Source organism: Streptomyces sp. NPDC086787, from assembly GCF_044745865.1.
Classification (GTDB): Bacteria; Actinomycetota; Actinomycetes; order Streptomycetales; family Streptomycetaceae; genus Streptomyces.
This window is the reverse complement of sequence record NZ_JBIVBC010000006.1, coordinates 352829-371049: the sequence shown is the minus strand read 5'-3', so window position 1 is coordinate 371049 and position 18221 is coordinate 352829. Positions and strand designations below refer to the sequence as shown.

The window sequence follows — 18221 nt, the reverse complement described above, 5'->3', positions numbered from 1 at the left end:
GGCTTGAGGTCGTCGCCGCTGGGCTTTGGCGGCGTGGGCAGTTTCGGCGCTGAGACCGATTCGGTGAGGATTTGGTGGTGCGCGTCCGCGAACGCCAGCCACGCCTCGATCTCGGTTCGCTCCTGCCCGGGTGGCAGTGATGTGACGTGGTTGCGTACTGCTGCGATGTATTCGGTCGGTCGGCTGGCCTGGTGCCAGGTATCTGCCTGTTCTCCCAGGTGTTTGACGCGGTAGGCGTGGGCGTAGGCGGCGTGGGCTGCGGTGGCGCCAGCCTGATGTGGCGCTCGTAGAAGTTCCGCAGACTTCAGGCGTGTGCGGGCGCTTCCGGGTAGCTTTGGCGATCTTCGGTCTTCTTGTACTTTGTCGCGCATCCCGTGCTGGGATGGTGCTGGGATGCGCCTGTATTTACGCAGTTCAGACGGGACGTGGTGGAGTTCCGCTTCAACGTGTGAGCGCATGAAATGACAGAAGGGGTCGGGTTCAGCTGAATCCGACCCCTTCGTCGTCACCGTGCTGGATCGGCGCTGGATGTTCTGACGTGGGGTCAGTGGTGATCAGGTCTCGTAACAGTGGACCGGTGTCCCACGTGAACGACCCAGACCACCAGCTCTCCGTTGTCGATCGTGTAGACGACGCGATAGTCACCGACGCGCAAACGGCGTCGTTCGGGCCGGGACGCGAGTGCGGTGGTGTTGAAGCCCAGGGGGTCGGTCTCCAGCTCGGTCAGCTTGGCCAGGATGCGCAGCGCCATGTCGCGAGGGATCTTCCGAAGCTCGGCCTGCGCCTCCGGGCGGAAGGCGGTCCGGTACTCACTCACCGCGCGCCAGCGTCTCCCTCATGATGTCCTCCATCGGGATGCCGGGTGCGGGGTTGGCCATGCGCTCGTCGATGATCCGGTTGATCTCGCGCTCTTCCCACTCCTGGTACTTGCGCAGCACCTCGATGGAGACGACTGCGGCGACTTCCTTGCCGCGTCGCGTGATGACCGTGGGTACGTCGTCGCGGTCGGCGCGCTCCACGACCTCCGCCAGATGTGCGCGCACGTCTCGGATGGACTCTGTGGGTAGCGGCTGCGTCATGCGCTCAAGGGTACCGAGTGTGCCATGTGTACACAACGCTCCATTGGGTGAGTGTGCGGCCCGTCGAGCCTTCGCTTGAAGCCGTCGCGGCGATCTGCGGCGGAACGCAGGGCGGGGCCTGGGCTCGGGTTTCCCTTAAAGGCCTGGCGGTGCTGGATGAACCTGCACCGTGCTGGGACTCTTCGGGGTCGCCTGTACTGCTGTCCCGCCGTGATGTCGGCAGATGTCAGACGTCCTTGATCTGTACGCGATCACCGCACAGTTTCGACCAGTCGTCGCGGTCCGAGGTCAGTACGAGGACAGGTGCCGGGGAGCGAAGCGCCAGCGCGGCGACGAGGGCATCGGTGGGGTGCTTGTGGCCGTGTAGGCCGCCGGCGTCGCTCAGCAACTGGACCGCGGTGAGGCTGTCTGCCTGGGTGACGTCTTGGACCTGAAGACGGGAGAGCAGCCGGCGCAGCCGGGCGGTATCCGTCTTCCCGTGAACGGCCTCCACCACCGTCAGGGCCGACACGAGGACGGCCACGCCTACGCGCCGAGCGGCCTCGATCCGGGTGATCATCTGGCGGTCGTTGCGCAGCAGCAGCGACAGCGCCTGGGAGTCGAGCACCAGGGACCTGGCCGCGGGCTCCTTCACGCGGCGCTGTCGTTCGACGCGTAGGGTGCCGGTGCATCACCGAACAATTCGCTCTGCGCGGCCTGCACTTCGGCCTCGCTGAGCGGCTCGTGCTCGGCTTCGTGGGCGGCCACGATCTCGGCGAGGCCGTCCATGGCGAGCTGATGCCGGACCGCCGCCGTCACGTACGCGGACACCCCGCGCTTGCCCGTACGCGTGCGCAGAGCACCGAGGAGTTCCGAGGGCATCGAGACGGAGATGTTCTCCGTCCCACCGGGGCGGGGTGACTTCACAGGGTCAGTTCAGTACAGGGACTATTACAGCGCCGAGGTCCTGTGCGGCCTGCGTTCTTGGCGCATGGTCTTGGGGCGCGCCTCCGGCCAAAGGCGCCGAAGGGGCCGTGTGTGGGTGACGCGTCGTCCGACCGGAATCCGAGGTGCGGGCGAGCGGCCGGCGGGGCCGGCCGTTCGCTGTCGAGTCGGGTCAGGAGTGGCCGCGTCCGCCGCTGCGTCGAGGGGTGTCCCACCAGGTGGCGGTGTTGTGCGGGGTGGTCTCGCCCGGGGTGAGGGCGTAGCCGGCGGACTGGCCCGTGGTGTTGATCGCCAGGACGTACGAACCCAGGTTCTTGTCGCCGAGAGCGGTCGTGCGTCCTCGGGCCGGCTCCCACATGACCGCGGTGAAGGGGAACACGGACGAGTCGGGGAAGTCGCGGATGCCGACGATCTGGCCCGTGTTGTTGACCTTGAACGCGACGCGGCCGGGAAGCGCGACGGGGGCGGCGTCCGGGTGCGGCCAGTAGACGGCTGTGGTGAGTCCGCCGGACGTGTCCATCCGCCAGCCGACGATCAGTCCCTTCTCGTTGCGGTCGGTGGCGTACGTGTCGGAGGCGCCGCCGGCCGGGAGCCGGTGTGTGGTGAGGGTGCCCGGTTCCCACACCGCCGACGTGTGCTGCCAGGCCTGCGGGCCGACCTCTGTCACGAGCCCGCCCATCACCCCGCCGCGCGCGTCGAGCTTGTGCGCGAGGGCCACGGGGCCGGTGGGCGACGAGTCGGTCGGCGGGATCCGGGTGTACGTGCGGCAGTCCGGGTCCCACAGGTACGACCCCACGGGGAGACCCGTCCCCGTGGCGTTGGTGCCGACGACCAGCACGGTGCCCCTGTCGTTGATGTCGACGGCCCGTGCGCCCTCGGCGCCGGGCGGCAGCGGCAGGGCGTCGAGGCCGCCGTGCGGTCGCCAGACGAAGGGCTGCAGCAGTGGGCCGCCGCCGGCCGACGAGGCCCGTCCGAGCGCGCTGGCCGCGATGCCCGGCGCGAGTGTGTGGGGCGTGGCGCGCAACCCCGCCATGGCGGTCGCTATGCCCATGCCGAGCGTGCCCACCACGACGCCCGACCCGTTGACCGCCTCGGCTCGCGAACTGCGCGACTCCGAGGGGGTGATGTCGATCGGCCGCCCGCCCCTGACACGGGGGTTCATGACGAAGGCGTGGCTCACCGAGGTGCCCGGGAGCGAGGTCACGCCCACGACGTCGCCGCGGTCGTTGATGTCCGTGGCCTCGCTCGGCGTGCCGGGGCCGCCGATCGACCCGATGTCGTGGAGCAGTCCTGCCGGGTCGGCCCACGCCGTCGTGGGGAGGGCCGCGAGGCCCGCGGCGCCGGCCGCCGCGAACAGCAGACGGCGCCGTGAGAGCGCCGTAGAGACAGGAGAAGGGACGGGAGATACGGGCGCGCCGGTGGGTCCTGACGTCATCGCCTTGCCTTTTCGTCGGGGTTCGGTTCGGGGCCGCCGGGTCTGGATCGGCCCGGGGTGTGGTCAGAGCCGGCGCAGGAGGGCCGCCCGGTCGACCTTGCCCGTGCTGGTCAGGGGCAGTTCGTCGAGGGCGATGATGCGCGCGGGGACCATGTACGCGGGCAGGGTGGTCCGCAGGGCCTCGACGATCTCGGCCTTGGGGAGCGGTTCGGCCGTCGGGACGTAGAAGGCGGCCAGGGTCCGTCCGCCCGGGCCCGAGGGCGCCACCACGGTCGCGGCCCGGACGCCCGGGCACTGCGCGAGCGCGCTCTGCACCTCGCCCAGCTCGATCCGGTAGCCGCGCACCTTGACCTGGTCGTCGAGGCGCCCCAGGAACTCCAGGTCGCCGCTCGGCAGCCAGCGGGCACGGTCACCGGTGCGGTACATGCGTTCGCCGGGGCGCCCGGGCCACGGGTCGGGCAGGAACTTGCCGGAGGTGAGGCGGCTGGATCCGGCGTAGCCCAGGGCCACGCACTCCCCGGCGATGTAGAGGTCGCCCTCCTGGTGCACGGGACAGGGCCGGAGGCCGCTGTCGAGCACGTAGTAGCGGGCGTTCTGCATCGGCGTCCCGTAGGGGATGCTCGGCCACGCGGGATCGACGTCACCCACCGGGTAGTGGTTGGACCAGACGGTGCACTCGGTGGCACCGCCCAGCGCGACCACCTCGGCGCCCGGGAAGGCGGTCCGGATCTGGTCGGGGAGCGGTACCGGTATCCAGTCGCCGCTGAGCAGGACCAGACGGAGTGTGTCGCGTCCGGCCGGCTCGCGGACCTGGACGAAGGGCATGACCATGGCCAGCGCCGCGGGCGCCGAGTCCCAGACGGTGATGTCCTCCTGTTCGAGGAGGTCCACCAGTGTGTCCGGTTCCGCCAGCTCCGTCTCCGAGGCCAGCCGCACGGACGCACCGGCCGCCAGCACTCCGAAGACGTCGTAGACCGAGAGGTCGAAGCAGAAGGACGTGACGAGGAGAATCCGGTCGGACGGCCCGACTTCGTGGGTGCGGTTCATCCAGTCGATGAGGTTCACCACCGACCGGTGGGTGACGACGACCCCCTTGGGCGCACCCGTCGAGCCGGACGTGAAGATGGTGTAGCAGACGTCTTCGGCCGCCGGGCCCGCGGCGAGGGGATCGCCCGGGCGCAGGGCGACATGGTGTCCGGTCCACAGCGGCTCGCGCGCCGGCGCCGTACGCCTGTCGCGGGCCGCCACGCGGATCACGGCGTCGTACCGCTGGGCCAGCTCCCCGGCGAAGGCCTCGGCCCGACGGCGATGGACACTGGACTCGGCCACGCCGGGCAGGAGTTCGGGAAGGCGCTCGATGAGGCGGGGCGGCACCCGGACGCCGGCGTCGGTGCCCGACGCGGGGTCGACGAGGTCGGCGAGCACGATGACACCGTCGTCGGCGAGCAGCCCGAGGAGCGAGTCGAGGACACCGAGCAGGTAGTCGAGGTCCGGCAGGAACTGCACCGTGCTCGCCAGTACGACGGCGTCGAAGGGGCCGCGTACCCGCTCGGCGACCTCGTGGGCGAAGCACACCACGCCCTCGACCTCGCCTCCGGCGCGGACGCCGCCCGTCCGGCTCCGCTCCACCGACACCGGTGAGGGGTCGACGGCGACATAGCGGGAGGCGCTCGGCGCCAGTGCCTCGACGATCAGGCCGGACCCGCAGCCGATCTCAAGGATCGCGGGTCGTTCGGCGGAGGTCGCGGCCCGTACGAAGGAGGCCACATGGTCGCGGTAGGCCAGCACGTCCTGTTCGTCGAAGGGCCGTTCCGAGCGGCGCATGTTGAAGCCCGCGGCCTCCAGCTGGTCGGGGGCGCCGGCGACGAAGTCGAAGAAGTCCGCGACCTGTTCGGGCCGGAGCGTGGCCGACCACGAGAACTCCTCGGGGATGTCGGGGCACAGCACGTGGCGCAGCGAGGGCACCTGCCACCGCAGCTCCTGCACGGAGCGCAGCTGGGCGCGGTCGGTCAGCACCGCGGCCACGTCGAGTTGGTCGAGCAGCCCGACCACCCGGTCCGTGGGCCACGACGGATCGAGGGGGACGTAGCCGGCTCCGCACTTGAGTACGGCCAGCAGGCCGACCAGGGCCGTCGTGTCCCGCTCGCAGAAGAGGCCGACGGTGTCGCCCCGGCCCACTTCGAGATCGCTCAGCAGCCGGGCCAGCCGGTTGGCGTCGTGGTCCAGCTCCCCGTGGGTCAGGACCTGCTTGCCGGACGTCACGATCGCCGGGTGGTCCGGGTACCGCCGGGCGGCCTCGGCGAGCAGTTCGGGGATCGTCGCGTCGTCGCGGAACGGCCGCGCCGTCCTGTTCCATCCGCTCCGGGGGGCGCCCGCGGTGGGGGGCGGCACGGGGCTCATCGGGTCAACGACCCGAAGGACCCGTCGGCCGCCAGCGCGGCGGTGAGCTCGTTCACCGTCGGGTGGTCGAAGAAGAGCCGGAGCGACAGGCGCTTGCCGGCCAGCGCCCCTAGTTGGGCCATGATGCCGGCGATCAGCAGGGAGTGCCCGCCGACCCCGAAGAAGTCGTCGTCGTCGCCGAAGCGTTCGTGCCCCAGGGCTTCGGCCCAAGCCGCCCGCACGCGGGCGTGCAGCAGCCCGGTCTCCGGGACGTCATGGCCGTCGTGGTCCGGGCTCGCCGCCCCGGCCGATCCGATGTCGTTCACCACTCGCTCCTGCGCCCTCTCACGGTGATCTGCTTCGTCACGGCGGTCGCAGCCGCCCGGTCCCGGCCTGGCCCGGTCACCCTTCCCGCGGGCCGTCGCCGGAGGTTCCGGAATCCCCTTTCGCCGAACAGGTGAACAGATGAACGGGTGGGCGGATGGGCAGGTGAACGGGCAGAGGGGCCTCGCCGCCGTGAGCGGGGGTTCCCCGGCCGGACCGGCCCGGGCCGGGCAGGCCGCGGGCGGCGGGACCGTCGGGTGGGGTGAACCACGAGGACGGGTTCAGGAGCGTCTGCGACCGCGACGTCCGCCACACGGCCCTCCGCACGAGACCGGCTCATCACACCTCATGTCCGTGATGCACACCTCATGACCGGGACCGTCGCCGAGCAGCTGCGGCGGTCCGGTGCGGGTGTCAGTCTCACGGCGGCGGTCGGTCTCCGGGCGCGGATCTTTCAGAGGTCAGTCAGGCAGGGCGCCCGTGGGCCGCGAGGGCTGGCCATCCTCTCGTACATGGGAACGAACACGAAAAACCGGTGGTTCGTCGGCGCGGCTCGCAAGGAGACCAGGGAGTGCGCGCTGTATGCCTTTCCGCACGCGGGCGCGGGCGTGAGCGCGGTGCGTCCGCTGTGCGTGGAACTCGCTGACTCCTTCGACGCGTTCGGCGTGCGTCTCCCGGGACGGGAGTCCCGGCTCGACGATCCGGTGGAGACCGTCATGCCCCTGCTCGCCGACAAACTCGCCGGCGAACTGCGCCGCCATGCCCAGGGACGGCCCGTGGTGCTCTACGGCCACTGCGCGGGCTCGGCGATCGCCTACGAGGTCGCGCGGCGCCTGGACCCCGCGCAGCTGCGGGGACTGGTCGTCTCCTCGCACCCGGCTCCCGGCAGCCTCCGGCGCGAGCCCACGTTCGCCCTGCCGCGGAAGGAGTTCCTCCAGCAGGTCGCGATCGACGGGTACCTTCCGTCGGAGATCCTCGGCAACGAGGAACTGCTCGGCATCTACGAGCCCGCCGTGCGCGCGGACTACGAGCTCGTCGAGACCTACGAGCTGGAACTGTTCGAGAAGGGGCACGTCGAGCGGGTCTCGGCTCCGACGGTGGCCGTGTTCGGCCGCGAGGACCACACCCTCGACCCCGTGCACATCGAGGCCTGGTCGGCTTTCACCACCGGCCCGTTCCGGGTCGTCCCGATGGCGGGCGGCCACGACCTGCCGGGCAGCCGGCCGGCGGAGCTGGCGGCGGCCGTCCGGCGGGTATTGGCGGCCGGCACCTGACACCGGCGACAGCGGTACGCCCGGGCGGCGGACGAAAGAGATCGGTAAGACATGAGGGGGCGGCCGCGCCGCGGTACGACAATTCATGGCGGTGACACGATGCGCGGCGGCGGGAAGACGCCGCCGGGATCCAGGCGCAGGTCGCCTTCTCACGCACGGTGTTGAGCACACGCTCATTCTGGTTCTGGCCTGGGAGTGCGGATGAAACGAGCGGTAATCGTCGGCTCCGGCATAGCCGGTCTCGCCACGGCGCTTCGACTGCAACAGGAGGGGTGGCGCACGCTGGTGGTGGAGCGCGCCCCGGCCCGGCGGAGCGGTGGCTACATGGTGAACCTGCTGGGGGTGGGGTACGACGCCGCCGAGCGGCTCGGTCTGGTCCCCGTGCTGGCGGACCGGGCGCTGGGAGCGTTCGCGACCGTGATGGTACGGGCGGACGGGCGGCCGAAGGTCACCATGCCCGCGTCCTTCGCCGAGGCCGCTCTGGGCGCCCGCGCCATGGCGGTGTTCCGGGGGGACCTGGAAGGGGCCCTGTACGAAGCGGTGCGCGAGCAGGCGGAGTTCCGTTTCGGTACGACCGTCTCCTCCCTCGACCAGGACGCCGACCGGGTGCGCGTCGGTCTCACCGACGGCTCCGTGGAGGAGGCCGACCTGCTCGTCGGCGCCGACGGCGTCCAGTCGGCGACCCGTGCGCGGGTGTTCGGCGCCGATCACCAGGTCGATCTGCCTTACGCGGTGGCGGCGTTCCCGCTCGACCACCCGATAGAGGGCGTGCCCGATTCGTCCGCCACCACCTTCATCGGCACGGGGCGCACGGCGGGGATCGTCAACCTGGGCCCGGGGCGGTCCTCGGCGTTCTTCACCTACCGGTGCGAGGACCCGACCCGTGAGCTGGAGCGCGGGCCGGTGGAAGCGCTGCGCGGGGCGTTCGGGGATCTCTCCGCGGGTGTGCCCGACGCCATCCGCCATCTGGAGAAGGACCCGGGCGTCGCCTACTTCGACCGGGTGAGCAAGGTGGAGATGCCCCGGTGGAGCAGCGGCCGGGTCGTGCTCCTGGGAGACGCGGCCTGGTGCGTCACGCTCTTCGCCGGTTACGGCGCGGCCCTGGCGCTGGCCGGCGCCCACCAACTCGGTGCCGCCCTGGGGCAGCACGGCGACGACATCCCGGCGGCCCTGGCCGCGTGGGAAGCCGGCCTGCGACCCGAGGTCACCAAGCGGCAGGCCCTCGCGCGCCGCGGCATCTACTTCTACGCGCCGCCGAGTGGCTTCCACGTGTGGATGAACGGGGTCACGACCCGGATCGTCACCCTGCCCGGCATCCGCGGTCTGGTGCAGCGCGGCATCAAACGACAGAACAGCTGAGGCAAGCGGCGGGGTGTGCCCCGAGGCATCGCGGCACACCCTCGCCGACGAAACCTCGTCTTGAGGGTTTTGGCCTCACTCTCCCGCTGGTAGCGTCGACAAGTTTCAACAGATATTTCAACGGTACTGTTGATGTATGACTGCTGCTATCGAAGCCGCCGCCCGTGCCGTCGACGCCACGACCCTCACGCGGTTGCTGCCGGCCCGGCCGCTGCTGCTCGCCCTGGGTGAGCCCGCCCACGGCGAGGACGTTCTGCTCGAGCTGCGCAACGACGTCTTCCGGCAACTCGTCGAACAGGGTCAGTACCGGACGATCGCGCTCGAGAGCGACTGCATGAGCGGCGTGCTCGTGGACGAGTACGTCACGTCGGGCAGGGGCACCCTCGACGAGGTCATGGAGCACGGGTTCAGCCACGGGTTCGGCGAGTTCGCGGGCAACCGCGAGCTGGTCCGCTGGATGCGCGCGTACAACGAGGGCCGGCCCGCGGCGGAGTGGCTGCACTTCGCCGGTTACGACGGCCCGGTGGAGTACAACGGCGCCGCGAGCCCCCGGGAGGCCCTCACCGCACTCCACTCCTACCTCCGCCAGGGACTCGAGGCCGCCCTGGTCCCGTGCGACGCGGACACCCTCGACCGGCTGCTCGGCGACGACGAGCGGTGGACCAGCCCCGCCGCGATGATGGACCCCGGCCGGTCGGTGGGCCAGACCCCGGAGGCCGGACAACTGCGGCTGCTCGCCGACGAACTGGTGGCCCTGCTCGACGCGCGGTCGTCCCAACTGGTCGAGGCCTCCTCGCTGGACGACTGGGACCGGGCACGGATGTACGGGCACACCGCAACCGGGCTGCTCCAGTACCACTTCTGGATGGCCGACTCGTCACCCAGCCGCATGCCGCGACTGCTGGGCCTGCGGGAGTCGATGATGGCCGACAACCTGCTCGCCCTCGCCGAGCGCGGACCGGTGCTGGCGCACGGCCACAACGGCCATCTCCAGCGGGACAAGAGCTCGATGCGGATGGGCGACCAGCTGCTGGAGTGGTCGAGCGCCGGAACCCTCGTGAGCGCCCGGCTGGGGGAGCGGTACGCGCTGACGAGCACGCTTCTCGGCTCGATCCCCCGGCGCGGCGTCGACGCCCCGCCCCCGGACACCATCGAAGGGGTGCTGTACGGCCTCGCCCAGGACCGGTACGTCATCGACGCCGGCCAACTGGCCGACATGGTCGCCGACGTGCCGCTCGTCCACCGGGAGTCCCCCTGGTACGGCTACTCCCCGCAGGACCCGACCCATCTGGCGAGCAGCGACGCGATCCTGTTCGTCAGGGAGGTCCCGGCGAGCTGACGCCGAAGATCACGCGCGACGCGGCGGCCCCCGGGCGCGCCGCGTCCGGCGCGCGCCGCCGCGGGGCGGCGAAACCGCCGGTCACGGGCCGAAGAAGCGTGCCCGGCAAGGTCGACTCGCCTGTTTTCCCGGGCGTGTTCGGCTCTTCTCTGTCGGTTCTGGCCGACATCTTTCAGGTGGTTTGGTGGCGCAGACATCCGTTCCTAGTGTGAGGCTCACCAACGGCCGGCGGCTTTCGCCGGCCATGGGGCGGGGGCTGTGCAACGGGGTGACCGAACCGCGCTCCGCCGGGAGTTGGTGACGACCGAGAGTTACTTCTTCGGGGAGTCTGCATGAGCTCTAGCGGTGTTTCTTCGGCGCAGGAGGCAATGTGGCTGGAACAGAATCTCGCCCCTGAGGTGCCGAACAGCACCACGACTCTCTGGGACGTCCGGGGCGAGCTGGATCTGCGGGACCTCGACGACGCGCTGAAGAGGGCGATGGGCGAGGCGAGCGCGCTCCTGGTGAACTTCCGGCGGGACGGCGACACGCTGCGGCTCGTCCCCCGCAAGCCGGACACCTGGGAGCCCTTCCGCGTCGATGTCAGCGCCGACGCCGACCCCGCCCGCGCGGCTCGCGACCACCTCACCCAGCAGGTGTGCCGTCCGTTCGACCTCGCCGCGGACGCGCTGTTCCGGATCGGTACCGTCCGGCTGGGCGAAGCGCACCACCTCGTGTGCCTGGTCTTCCACCACATCCTGACCGACGCCTACGGCGTCTTCGCTCTGCTCTCCCAGCGCGTCGCGGAGATCTACCGCGCCCTGCGCGACGGTGTCGAGGCACCGGACCTGCCGGACACCCCGTCCGGGATCGCCGACGAGCGGGAGCGGGCGTACCGCTCGTCCGCGCGGTTCGAGGCGGCGGAACGCTTCTGGCGGACGTATGTCGAGGGCGACGGGACCGCCGCCCGGCTGCCGACGGGGTTACGCGCGCAGGCCACGACGGGTACGGACGGCGGCTTCTGGGACGGCCTGACCGCCCCGCTGGGCGTGTCCAGCCACACCGCCCGCGTGCCGGCGAGCGAGGCCGCCCGGTGGCAGACGACCGCCGAGGCGACCGGTACGAGCGTCGCGGACCTGCTCACCGCGGCCGCGACGGCGTTCCTGAGCCGTCTGTGCGACACGCCCGCGCCACTGCTGTCCTTCACCGTCAACTACCGCAGCGGCACCATCAGGAACGCCCTGGGCCTGTACTCCAACGCCCTGCCCCTGACGGTGGACGTGCCGGCGTCGGCCGACTTCGTCGAGCTTGCAGGGGCGTTGCGGCAGGAACGTCTGCGGGTCCTGCGGCATGCCGAGTACAACGTGTCCCTGATCAAGCGCGCGGCCGGACGCGCCGGCGACGCCCGCAGCCCCTTCGGCCCCGTCGTCAACGTCATCCCCTTCCTGAGGGAACTCGACCTCGCGGGCGCCGTCGGAAGGTTCACCGGCGGGACGTTCGGCCTGCCCGACGAGGTCAGGATCTCCACGTACACCGATGGAGGGGCGGACAGCGACCTGCACGTCCGCTTCGACGCGCCCGGGAGTCTGTACACCCCGGAGGACATCGCCGGGCTCACCGAGAGCTTCGTGACCTTCGTCCGCGCGGCCCTGGCCGAGCCCCGCGCGCGGGTCCAGGACGTCAGCGCCGTCCGGGAGGAGGAGTGCGCCAGGCTGCTCGAACACGGCGCCGGTCCCGTCGTCGCGCTGAACGGCGTGACGGTGCCCGCCCTGCTCGACGAGCGGGCGGCGTCCGCTCCGGACGCGGTCGCCGTCGTTCACGAGGAGGCCGTCCTGACCTACGGGGAGCTGGCCGCCCGCGCCGCCACCGTCGCCCGCGCGCTCGTCGCCGCAGGCGCGGGGCCGGGCCGTGTCGTGGCGGTGGCCGTCCCGCGTTCGGTGGAACTGGTGGTCGCGCTGAGCGCGGTCCTCAGGACCGGTGCCGCCTGCCTCCCCGTCGACGCGGACTGCCCGGCGGACCGGGTGGAGACGATGCTGGGCGACGCGCGGCCGGCGCTGCTCCTCACGGTCGCCGGGGACGCACTGGCCATCACCCCGCTCGACGGCGCGAAGCCGCTCTGGGAAGCGAGCGTCATCGCGCGTACGACCGTGCCGGAGGACGCCGGCCTCCCGCCTGCCGGCGGCTGCTCCGGCGAGGACGTCGCGTACCTGCGCTACGGCTCGGGCGCGGCCGGGGAGACGGCCGGCGTCGTCGTCACGCACACCGCACTGGCCAACGGGCTGCTGTGGATGCGGCAGCGGTACCGGCTGGACGCCACGGACCGGGTGCTGCACAAGGCCCCGGCCTCCCACCGTGCCTCCCTGTGGGAGGTCTTCCTGCCCCTCGTCTGCGGTGCCACGCTCGTCATCTGGGCACAGGACGCCCACCGGGACGCGGCCTCGCTCGCCGCGGCGGTCCGGCGCACCGGCGCCACCACCCTGCACATCGTTCCCTCCGTGCTCGCCGACCTCGTCCGCGAGGAATCCGCCGCGACCGACTGCAAGAGCCTGCGACGCGTCCTGTGCGGCGGCGAGGTGCTCCCCGCCGGCCTGGTGGCACGCTTCCGCGAGATCTGCGACGTGCCGGTCCACAACCTCTACGGACCTGCCGGGGCGGCCCTGGACGTCACCGCGTGGGAACCCCGGCCGGGATCGCCCACCGTGCCGCTCGGACGGCCGGTCTGGAACACCGCGGTCCACGTGCTCGACAGCCGGCTCCGCATGACACCGGCGGGAGCCGTCGGGGAGGTGTACGTCGCGGGCGAGGGGCTGGCCCGGGGCTACTGGGGCCGGCCGGCTCCGACCGCGGAACGCTTCGTCGCGTGCCCGTTCGGCCCGCCCGGCTCACGGATGTACCGCACGGGCGACCTGGCCCGCTGGAACGCCGACGGAGAACTGGAGTACGCGGGCCGCGCCGGCCGGCGGGTGCGCGGCCTGCGGGCCGAGCCCCACGAGATCGAGTCCGCCCTCACCGCCCACGAGGGAGTGGCGCAGGCCGCCGTGGTCGTCCGCCCCGACGGCCCCGACCACCCCGCCCAGGTGATCGCCTATGTGGTCCCCGCGGCCGCGGGGCGCCTCGGCGCCGCGGGCGAGGACGTGGACTTCGAGGCCGGACTGGACGTGGCCGAGCTGCGGCCCTTCGTCGCGGCCCGGCTGCCCGAACACCTCGTGCCCGCCACCTTCATGGTGCTCGACAGCCTGCCGCTGACCGCGCACGGCAAGCGGGACCACGCCGCGCTGCCCGAGCCGCAGGTCGCGCGGGGAACGCGGCGGGCGGCGCGGACGGCCGAGGAACGGATCCTGGCGGACGCCTTCGCCGAGGTGCTGGGCAGCGGCCGGGTCGGCGTGGACGACGACTTCTTCACCCTGGGCGGTGACAGCATCTCGGCGATGCGGGTGGTGGCGCTCGCCCGGGCAGGCGGCCTCGCGCTCACCGCGCGCACCGTCTTCGAACGCCGTACCGTCGCCGCGTTGGCGGCCGTGGCCACCCGCACCGACGCCCCCGCCGTGACCGCCCCTGCCGAGGACGACCACGTCGGCCCCGTCCCGCTGCCGCCCATGGCGCGGTTCTTCGCCGAGCGGGGACCCGGCCTGGACCGGCTGGCCCAGTGGCTCGTGCTCACCCTCCCGGCGGACATGACCTCCGACCGCCTCACCGCGGCCGTGCAGGCGGTCCTGGACCGGCACGACGTGCTGCGCTCCCGGCTGGTGGACGGCGAACTGCTGATCCGGCCGCCGGGCTCGGTGGCGGCGGAAGGCCTGGTCCGACAGGTGCCGTACCCCGAGGAGCGGAGCGCGCCCTCGGTGCGGGCGCTGCTGGAGAAGGAGGCCGCGAAGGCGGTCGAGCAGATCAGCGCCTCAGCCGGGCACATGCTCCGCCTGGTCTGGTTCGCCCCGCCGGACGGCGGAACCGGGAGGCTGCTCGTCGCGGCCCACCACCTCGTCGTGGACGGCATGTCGTGGCGGGTGCTCGTCCCCGACCTCGCCGAGGCCTCTGACCGGATACGGTCCGGCCGGCCCGCCGCCCCCGCACCGGTGGGAACGTCGCTCCGGGGATGGCTGGACGCCCTCGCCACCGAAGCGGTCCGGCCGGAACGCGTGGCCGAGCTGGACCTCTGGCGCGGGATGCTCGCCACGCCCGGCGACACACCGGCAGCCCGGCCGCTCGACCCCGCGACCGACCTCGTCTCGACGGCGCGGACACTGCACATCGAGCTCCCCGCGGAACTCAGCAGGGCGCTGCTGGCGACGGTGCCGACAGCACTGCGCTGCGGCGTCGACGACGTACTGCTCACCGCCCTGGCCCTCGCACTGGCCGCCCGGCGGCCCGGCACGCCCGCCGTCGGGCCGGTCGTACGGCTGGAAGGGCACGGCCGTCAGGAGGAACTCGTGCCCGGCGCCGACCTGACCCGGACGGTCGGCTGGTTCACCACGGTCCACCCGGTCCGCCTCGACCTCTCCGGCATCGACATCGCCGAGGCGCTGGACGGTGGCCCCGCCGCCGCGGACGCCCTCCGGCGGATCAAGGAGAGCCGGCGCGTCCTGCCCGACCAGGGCATCGGCTACACGCTGCTGCGGTACCTCAACGAGGAAACCGCGGCGGTCCTGCGGAACCACCCGGCCGACGAGGTGGGCTTCAACTACCTCGGCCGCTTCTCCTTCGCACCGTCCCGGCAGGACGGCGGGGCGGCGTGGACGAACGCACCGGAGGTCCCCGCACTCGTCGCCGCACCCGCCCCGGACACGCCACTGAACTGCGCTCTGGAACTCAACTCCCTCGTCGCCGACAGCGGGGACGGCGAACGGCTCCAGGCGATGTTCACCTTCGCCCCCGGTGTGCTCTCCGCCGCCGAGGTGCGTGACCTCGCGGACGCCTGGCAGACGGCGCTGCGCGGCATCCACGCGCAGGCGGCCACGGGCGCGAGCGGGCTGACCCCCTCCGACGTGCCGCTGGTGCGGGTGCGTCAGGAGGACCTGGACGGTTGGCAGAGCCGCTTCGGCCGGGTCGCCGACGTATGGCCCCTGACGCCCCTTCAGCACGGGCTGCTTTACCACAGCATGCTCGGGGGCAGCGCCTCCGCGTCGTACCAGACCCAGTTCGTGTTCCGTATCAACGGGTCCGTGGAAGCGGCGCGGCTGCGGACCGCGGCCCAGACCCTGCTGGACCGGCACCCCAACCTGCGCGTCGCCTTCGTGACGAAGTCCACCGGCGATCCGGTCCAGGTCGTCGTGGACGGCGTCGCGGTGCCCCTGCGGCACATCGACCTCACCGGCGAGACCGGGGCCGGGGAACGGCTGGCCCGCATCCTGGCCGAGGAACGGGAAGCCCGGTTCCGGCCGGACACCGCGCCGCTGCTCCGGTTCAGCCTCGTCACCCTCACCCCGACCCGGGCCGAACTCGCGCTGACCGCGCATCACGCGCTCTTCGACGGCTGGTCGCTGCCGCTCATCCAGCAGGAGCTGATGCACCTCTACGCGAGCCACGGCGACGCCCCGGAACCCGTCGAGCACGGATACCGCGAGTTCCTTCGCTGGCAGTCGCGGCAGGACACGGACGGCGCGCTCGCGGCGTGGACCGAGGAACTCTCCGGTCTGACGGAGCCCACCCTGCTGGCCGCCGGATCCACCCGGCCCGAGGAGGAGGAGACGGCCACCGAGGTCGGCCAGGTGGACGTCCGGCTCACGCGCGGGGACGCCGCCCTCGTGGTGCGGCAGGCCGCGGCGCGCGGCATCACACCCAACGTGCTCGTGCAGGGTCTCTGGGCGGTGGTGCTCGCCCAGCTCACCGGGAACTCCGACGTCGTCTTCGGCAGCTCGGTCACCGTACGGCCGCCCGAACTGACGGACGTGCACAACGCCGTCGGCATGTACACCAACACGGTGCCGGTGCGGGTGCGGTGCGAACCCGCCCAGAGCCTCGAAGACCTGCTCCGGGCGGTGCAGGAGGCCCAGGCCAGAACACTGGACCACCACCACGTCGGGCTCGGCGACATCCAGCGCACGACGGGGCACGGCGCGCTCTTCGACACCATCGTGATCTTCGAGTCGTTCCCGGTGGACCGGGCGGCGCTCTCGAAGGCCGGCGCCTCGGCGGACCTGACGGTCACCGGCATCCGCCCGTTCGCGCCGACGCACTACCCGCTGACCGTGCTCGCCGCCGCCGATCCGCTGCTGAGCCTGACCCTCCAGTACCACCCGGACGCACTCGCCCCGGGCACCGCGGAGGAGATCGCGGACCGCTTCGCCCGCGTGCTGCGGCAGTTCGCCGCCGATCCGGGGATCCGCACCGCCGCGATCGACGTGCTGTCCGAGGCCGAGCGGCAACGGGTGGTCCACGACTGGAACGACACCGCGCTCGAGGTGACGCCCCTGAGCGTGCCCGAACGGTTCGCCCGGCAGGCGGCGGCGACCCCCGACGCGACGGCCCTCGAAGCGGGGGAGATACGCCTCACGTACGCCGAGCTCGACGAGCGCGCCAACCGCATGGCGCACTGGCTCGTCTCGGAAGGCATCGGCACCGAGAGCCGGGTCGTCGTCCTGCTGCCCCGCACCGCGGACCTGGTGACCGCGCTGCTCGCGGTGGGGAAGGCGGGCGGCTGCTACGTGCCGGTGGACCCGGACCACCCCGCCGCCCGGGTGCTGTCCGTGATCGACGACTGCGCCGCCACCCTGGTGCTGGACCAGGCCCTGCTCGACCGGACCGACCTGTCGCGCCATCCGGCGCACGACCCCGGGACCGCGATCACCCCAGGCCAGGCCGCCTACACCATCTACACCTCCGGCTCGACCGGCAGGCCCAAGGGCGTGGTGGTCAGCCACGGCGCCCTGACCAACTTCGTCGCCGGCATGCGGCGAAGCCTCGGGTTCTCGGCGGCCGACCGCCTCGCCGCCGTCACCACGATCGCCTTCGACATCGCGGCGCTGGAGCTGTTCCTGCCGCTCACCACCGGAGCCCGCGTGGTGCTGGCCACCCGTGACCACGTCGCCGACCCGCAGGCCCTGCTCGACCTCGTCGCACGGGCCGGAGTCACCGTCATGCAGGCGACCCCGGCGCTGTGGCAGATGCTCACCACGCACGACGCGGAACGCCTCGCGGGCCTGCGCGTCCTGACCGGGGGCGAAGCCCTGCCCCGGCCGCTCGCCGAGAAGCTCAGCGCCCACGCCGCCCAGGTGGTCAACCTCTACGGGCCCACCGAGACGACCATCTGGTCGACCCTCGCCGACGTCGCGACCAGCGCACCGCCGTCCATCGGAACACCGATCGCCAACACCCGGACCCTGATCCTGGACGCGGCGCTCCGCCCCGTCCCGCCGGGCATCGCCGGCGACCTGTGGATCGCGGGGGACGGACTGGCCCGCGGATACCACCGCCGGCCGGCGCTGACCGCGACCCGGTTCGTGGCCGACCCCTACGGGCCGCCCGGCGCGCGGATGTACCGCACCGGAGACCTGGCACGCTGGTCGCCCACCGGGGAGATCGAGTTCATCGGCCGGACGGACTTCCAGATCAAGCTGCGGGGCTTCCGGATCGAACCGGGCGAGGTCGAGCACACCCTGGCCGGGCATCCGGCCGTCGGCGAAGCAGTCGTGACGGTGCGCGAGGACCGGCCCGGCGACAAGCGCCTCGTCGGATACGTCGTCGCCGCCGAGGACGCCGACCTGCCGCCGGCCGGGGAGTTGCAGCGCTTCGCACGGGAGCGGCTGCCCGACTACATGGTCCCGTCGGCCGTGGTCGTACTGCCCGCCCTCCCCTTGACGGCCAACGGGAAGCTGGACCGCTCGCGCCTGCCCCGCCCGGAGGCGAGCAGTGCGCCCTACCGTGCGCCCGAGTCGCCCCGCGAGGTCGCGCTGTGCGCGCTCTTCGCCGAGATCCTCGACGTGGAACGGGTCGGCGTCGACGACGACTTCTTCGCCCTCGGCGGCCACTCACTGCTGGCGACCCGGCTCGTGGCGCGGGTGCGCTCCGACATGGGCGTCGAAATCCCGATCCGCACCGTCTTCGCCGCACCGACCGTCGCCGAACTCGCCGGGCGCTGGAGCGGCCTGTCGACCTCCGTCCGCAAGCCTCTGCGCAGGATGACCGAAAGGTAA

At 72.3% G+C, this 18221-nt stretch carries 11 protein-coding genes; 4 read left to right on the top strand and 7 right to left on the bottom strand.

Annotation, left to right across the window (positions count from 1 at the left end):
- Positions 1–544: 544 nt before the first annotated feature.
- From ACIPK3_RS18100 to ACIPK3_RS18070, 7 genes are all read right to left on the bottom strand, one after another.
- The gene (locus ACIPK3_RS18100) at positions 545–817 is read right to left on the bottom strand and encodes a type II toxin-antitoxin system RelE/ParE family toxin (RefSeq protein WP_402570731.1); all 273 of its coding nucleotides are present in this window, start codon (positions 815–817) and stop codon (positions 545–547) included.
- On the bottom strand, positions 810–1079 hold the full coding sequence (locus ACIPK3_RS18095; protein WP_402570730.1) for a type II toxin-antitoxin system Phd/YefM family antitoxin: 270 nt from the start codon (positions 1077–1079) through the stop codon (positions 810–812). The genes ACIPK3_RS18100 and ACIPK3_RS18095 overlap by 8 nt, the downstream gene beginning before the upstream one ends.
- A 226-nt stretch (positions 1080–1305) precedes the next feature.
- Positions 1306–1713: a PIN domain-containing protein gene (locus ACIPK3_RS18090; protein WP_402570728.1), complete on the bottom strand. Its 408-nt coding sequence runs from the start codon at positions 1711–1713 to the stop codon at positions 1306–1308.
- Entirely contained in the window at positions 1710–1985 is a 276-nt protein-coding gene (locus ACIPK3_RS18085) for a hypothetical protein (protein ID WP_402570727.1), read from the bottom strand. The genes ACIPK3_RS18090 and ACIPK3_RS18085 overlap by 4 nt, the downstream gene beginning before the upstream one ends.
- 190 nt (positions 1986–2175) lie before the next feature.
- Positions 2176–3438 (bottom strand): hypothetical protein, encoded by a 1263-nt coding sequence (locus tag ACIPK3_RS18080; RefSeq protein ID WP_402570726.1) that lies wholly within the window; start codon positions 3436–3438, stop codon positions 2176–2178.
- Positions 3439–3501: 63 nt separating this feature from the next.
- Positions 3502–5829: an amino acid adenylation domain-containing protein gene (locus tag ACIPK3_RS18075; RefSeq protein WP_402570725.1), complete on the bottom strand. Its 2328-nt coding sequence runs from the start codon at positions 5827–5829 to the stop codon at positions 3502–3504.
- A gap of 5 nt (positions 5830–5834) precedes the next feature.
- A complete protein-coding gene (locus tag ACIPK3_RS18070) occupies positions 5835–6143 on the bottom strand; it encodes a phosphopantetheine-binding protein (protein ID WP_402570723.1) in 309 nt (102 codons plus the stop codon).
- A gap of 510 nt (positions 6144–6653) precedes the next feature.
- Between ACIPK3_RS18070 and ACIPK3_RS18065 the strand changes: the two genes are divergently transcribed.
- From ACIPK3_RS18065 to ACIPK3_RS18050, 4 genes are all read left to right on the top strand, one after another.
- The gene (locus tag ACIPK3_RS18065; RefSeq protein WP_402570721.1) at positions 6654–7415 is read left to right on the top strand and encodes a thioesterase II family protein; all 762 of its coding nucleotides are present in this window, start codon (positions 6654–6656) and stop codon (positions 7413–7415) included.
- Between the two features lie 201 nt (positions 7416–7616).
- The gene (locus tag ACIPK3_RS18060) at positions 7617–8774 is read left to right on the top strand and encodes an FAD-dependent oxidoreductase (protein WP_402570720.1); all 1158 of its coding nucleotides are present in this window, start codon (positions 7617–7619) and stop codon (positions 8772–8774) included.
- A gap of 136 nt (positions 8775–8910) precedes the next feature.
- Positions 8911–10113 (top strand): erythromycin esterase family protein, encoded by a 1203-nt coding sequence (locus tag ACIPK3_RS18055; RefSeq protein ID WP_402570718.1) that lies wholly within the window; start codon positions 8911–8913, stop codon positions 10111–10113.
- A gap of 332 nt (positions 10114–10445) precedes the next feature.
- Positions 10446–18221 carry an amino acid adenylation domain-containing protein gene (locus ACIPK3_RS18050; RefSeq protein WP_402570716.1) on the top strand — a complete coding sequence of 2592 codons (7776 nt, stop codon included), beginning with the start codon at positions 10446–10448 and terminating at the stop codon, positions 18219–18221.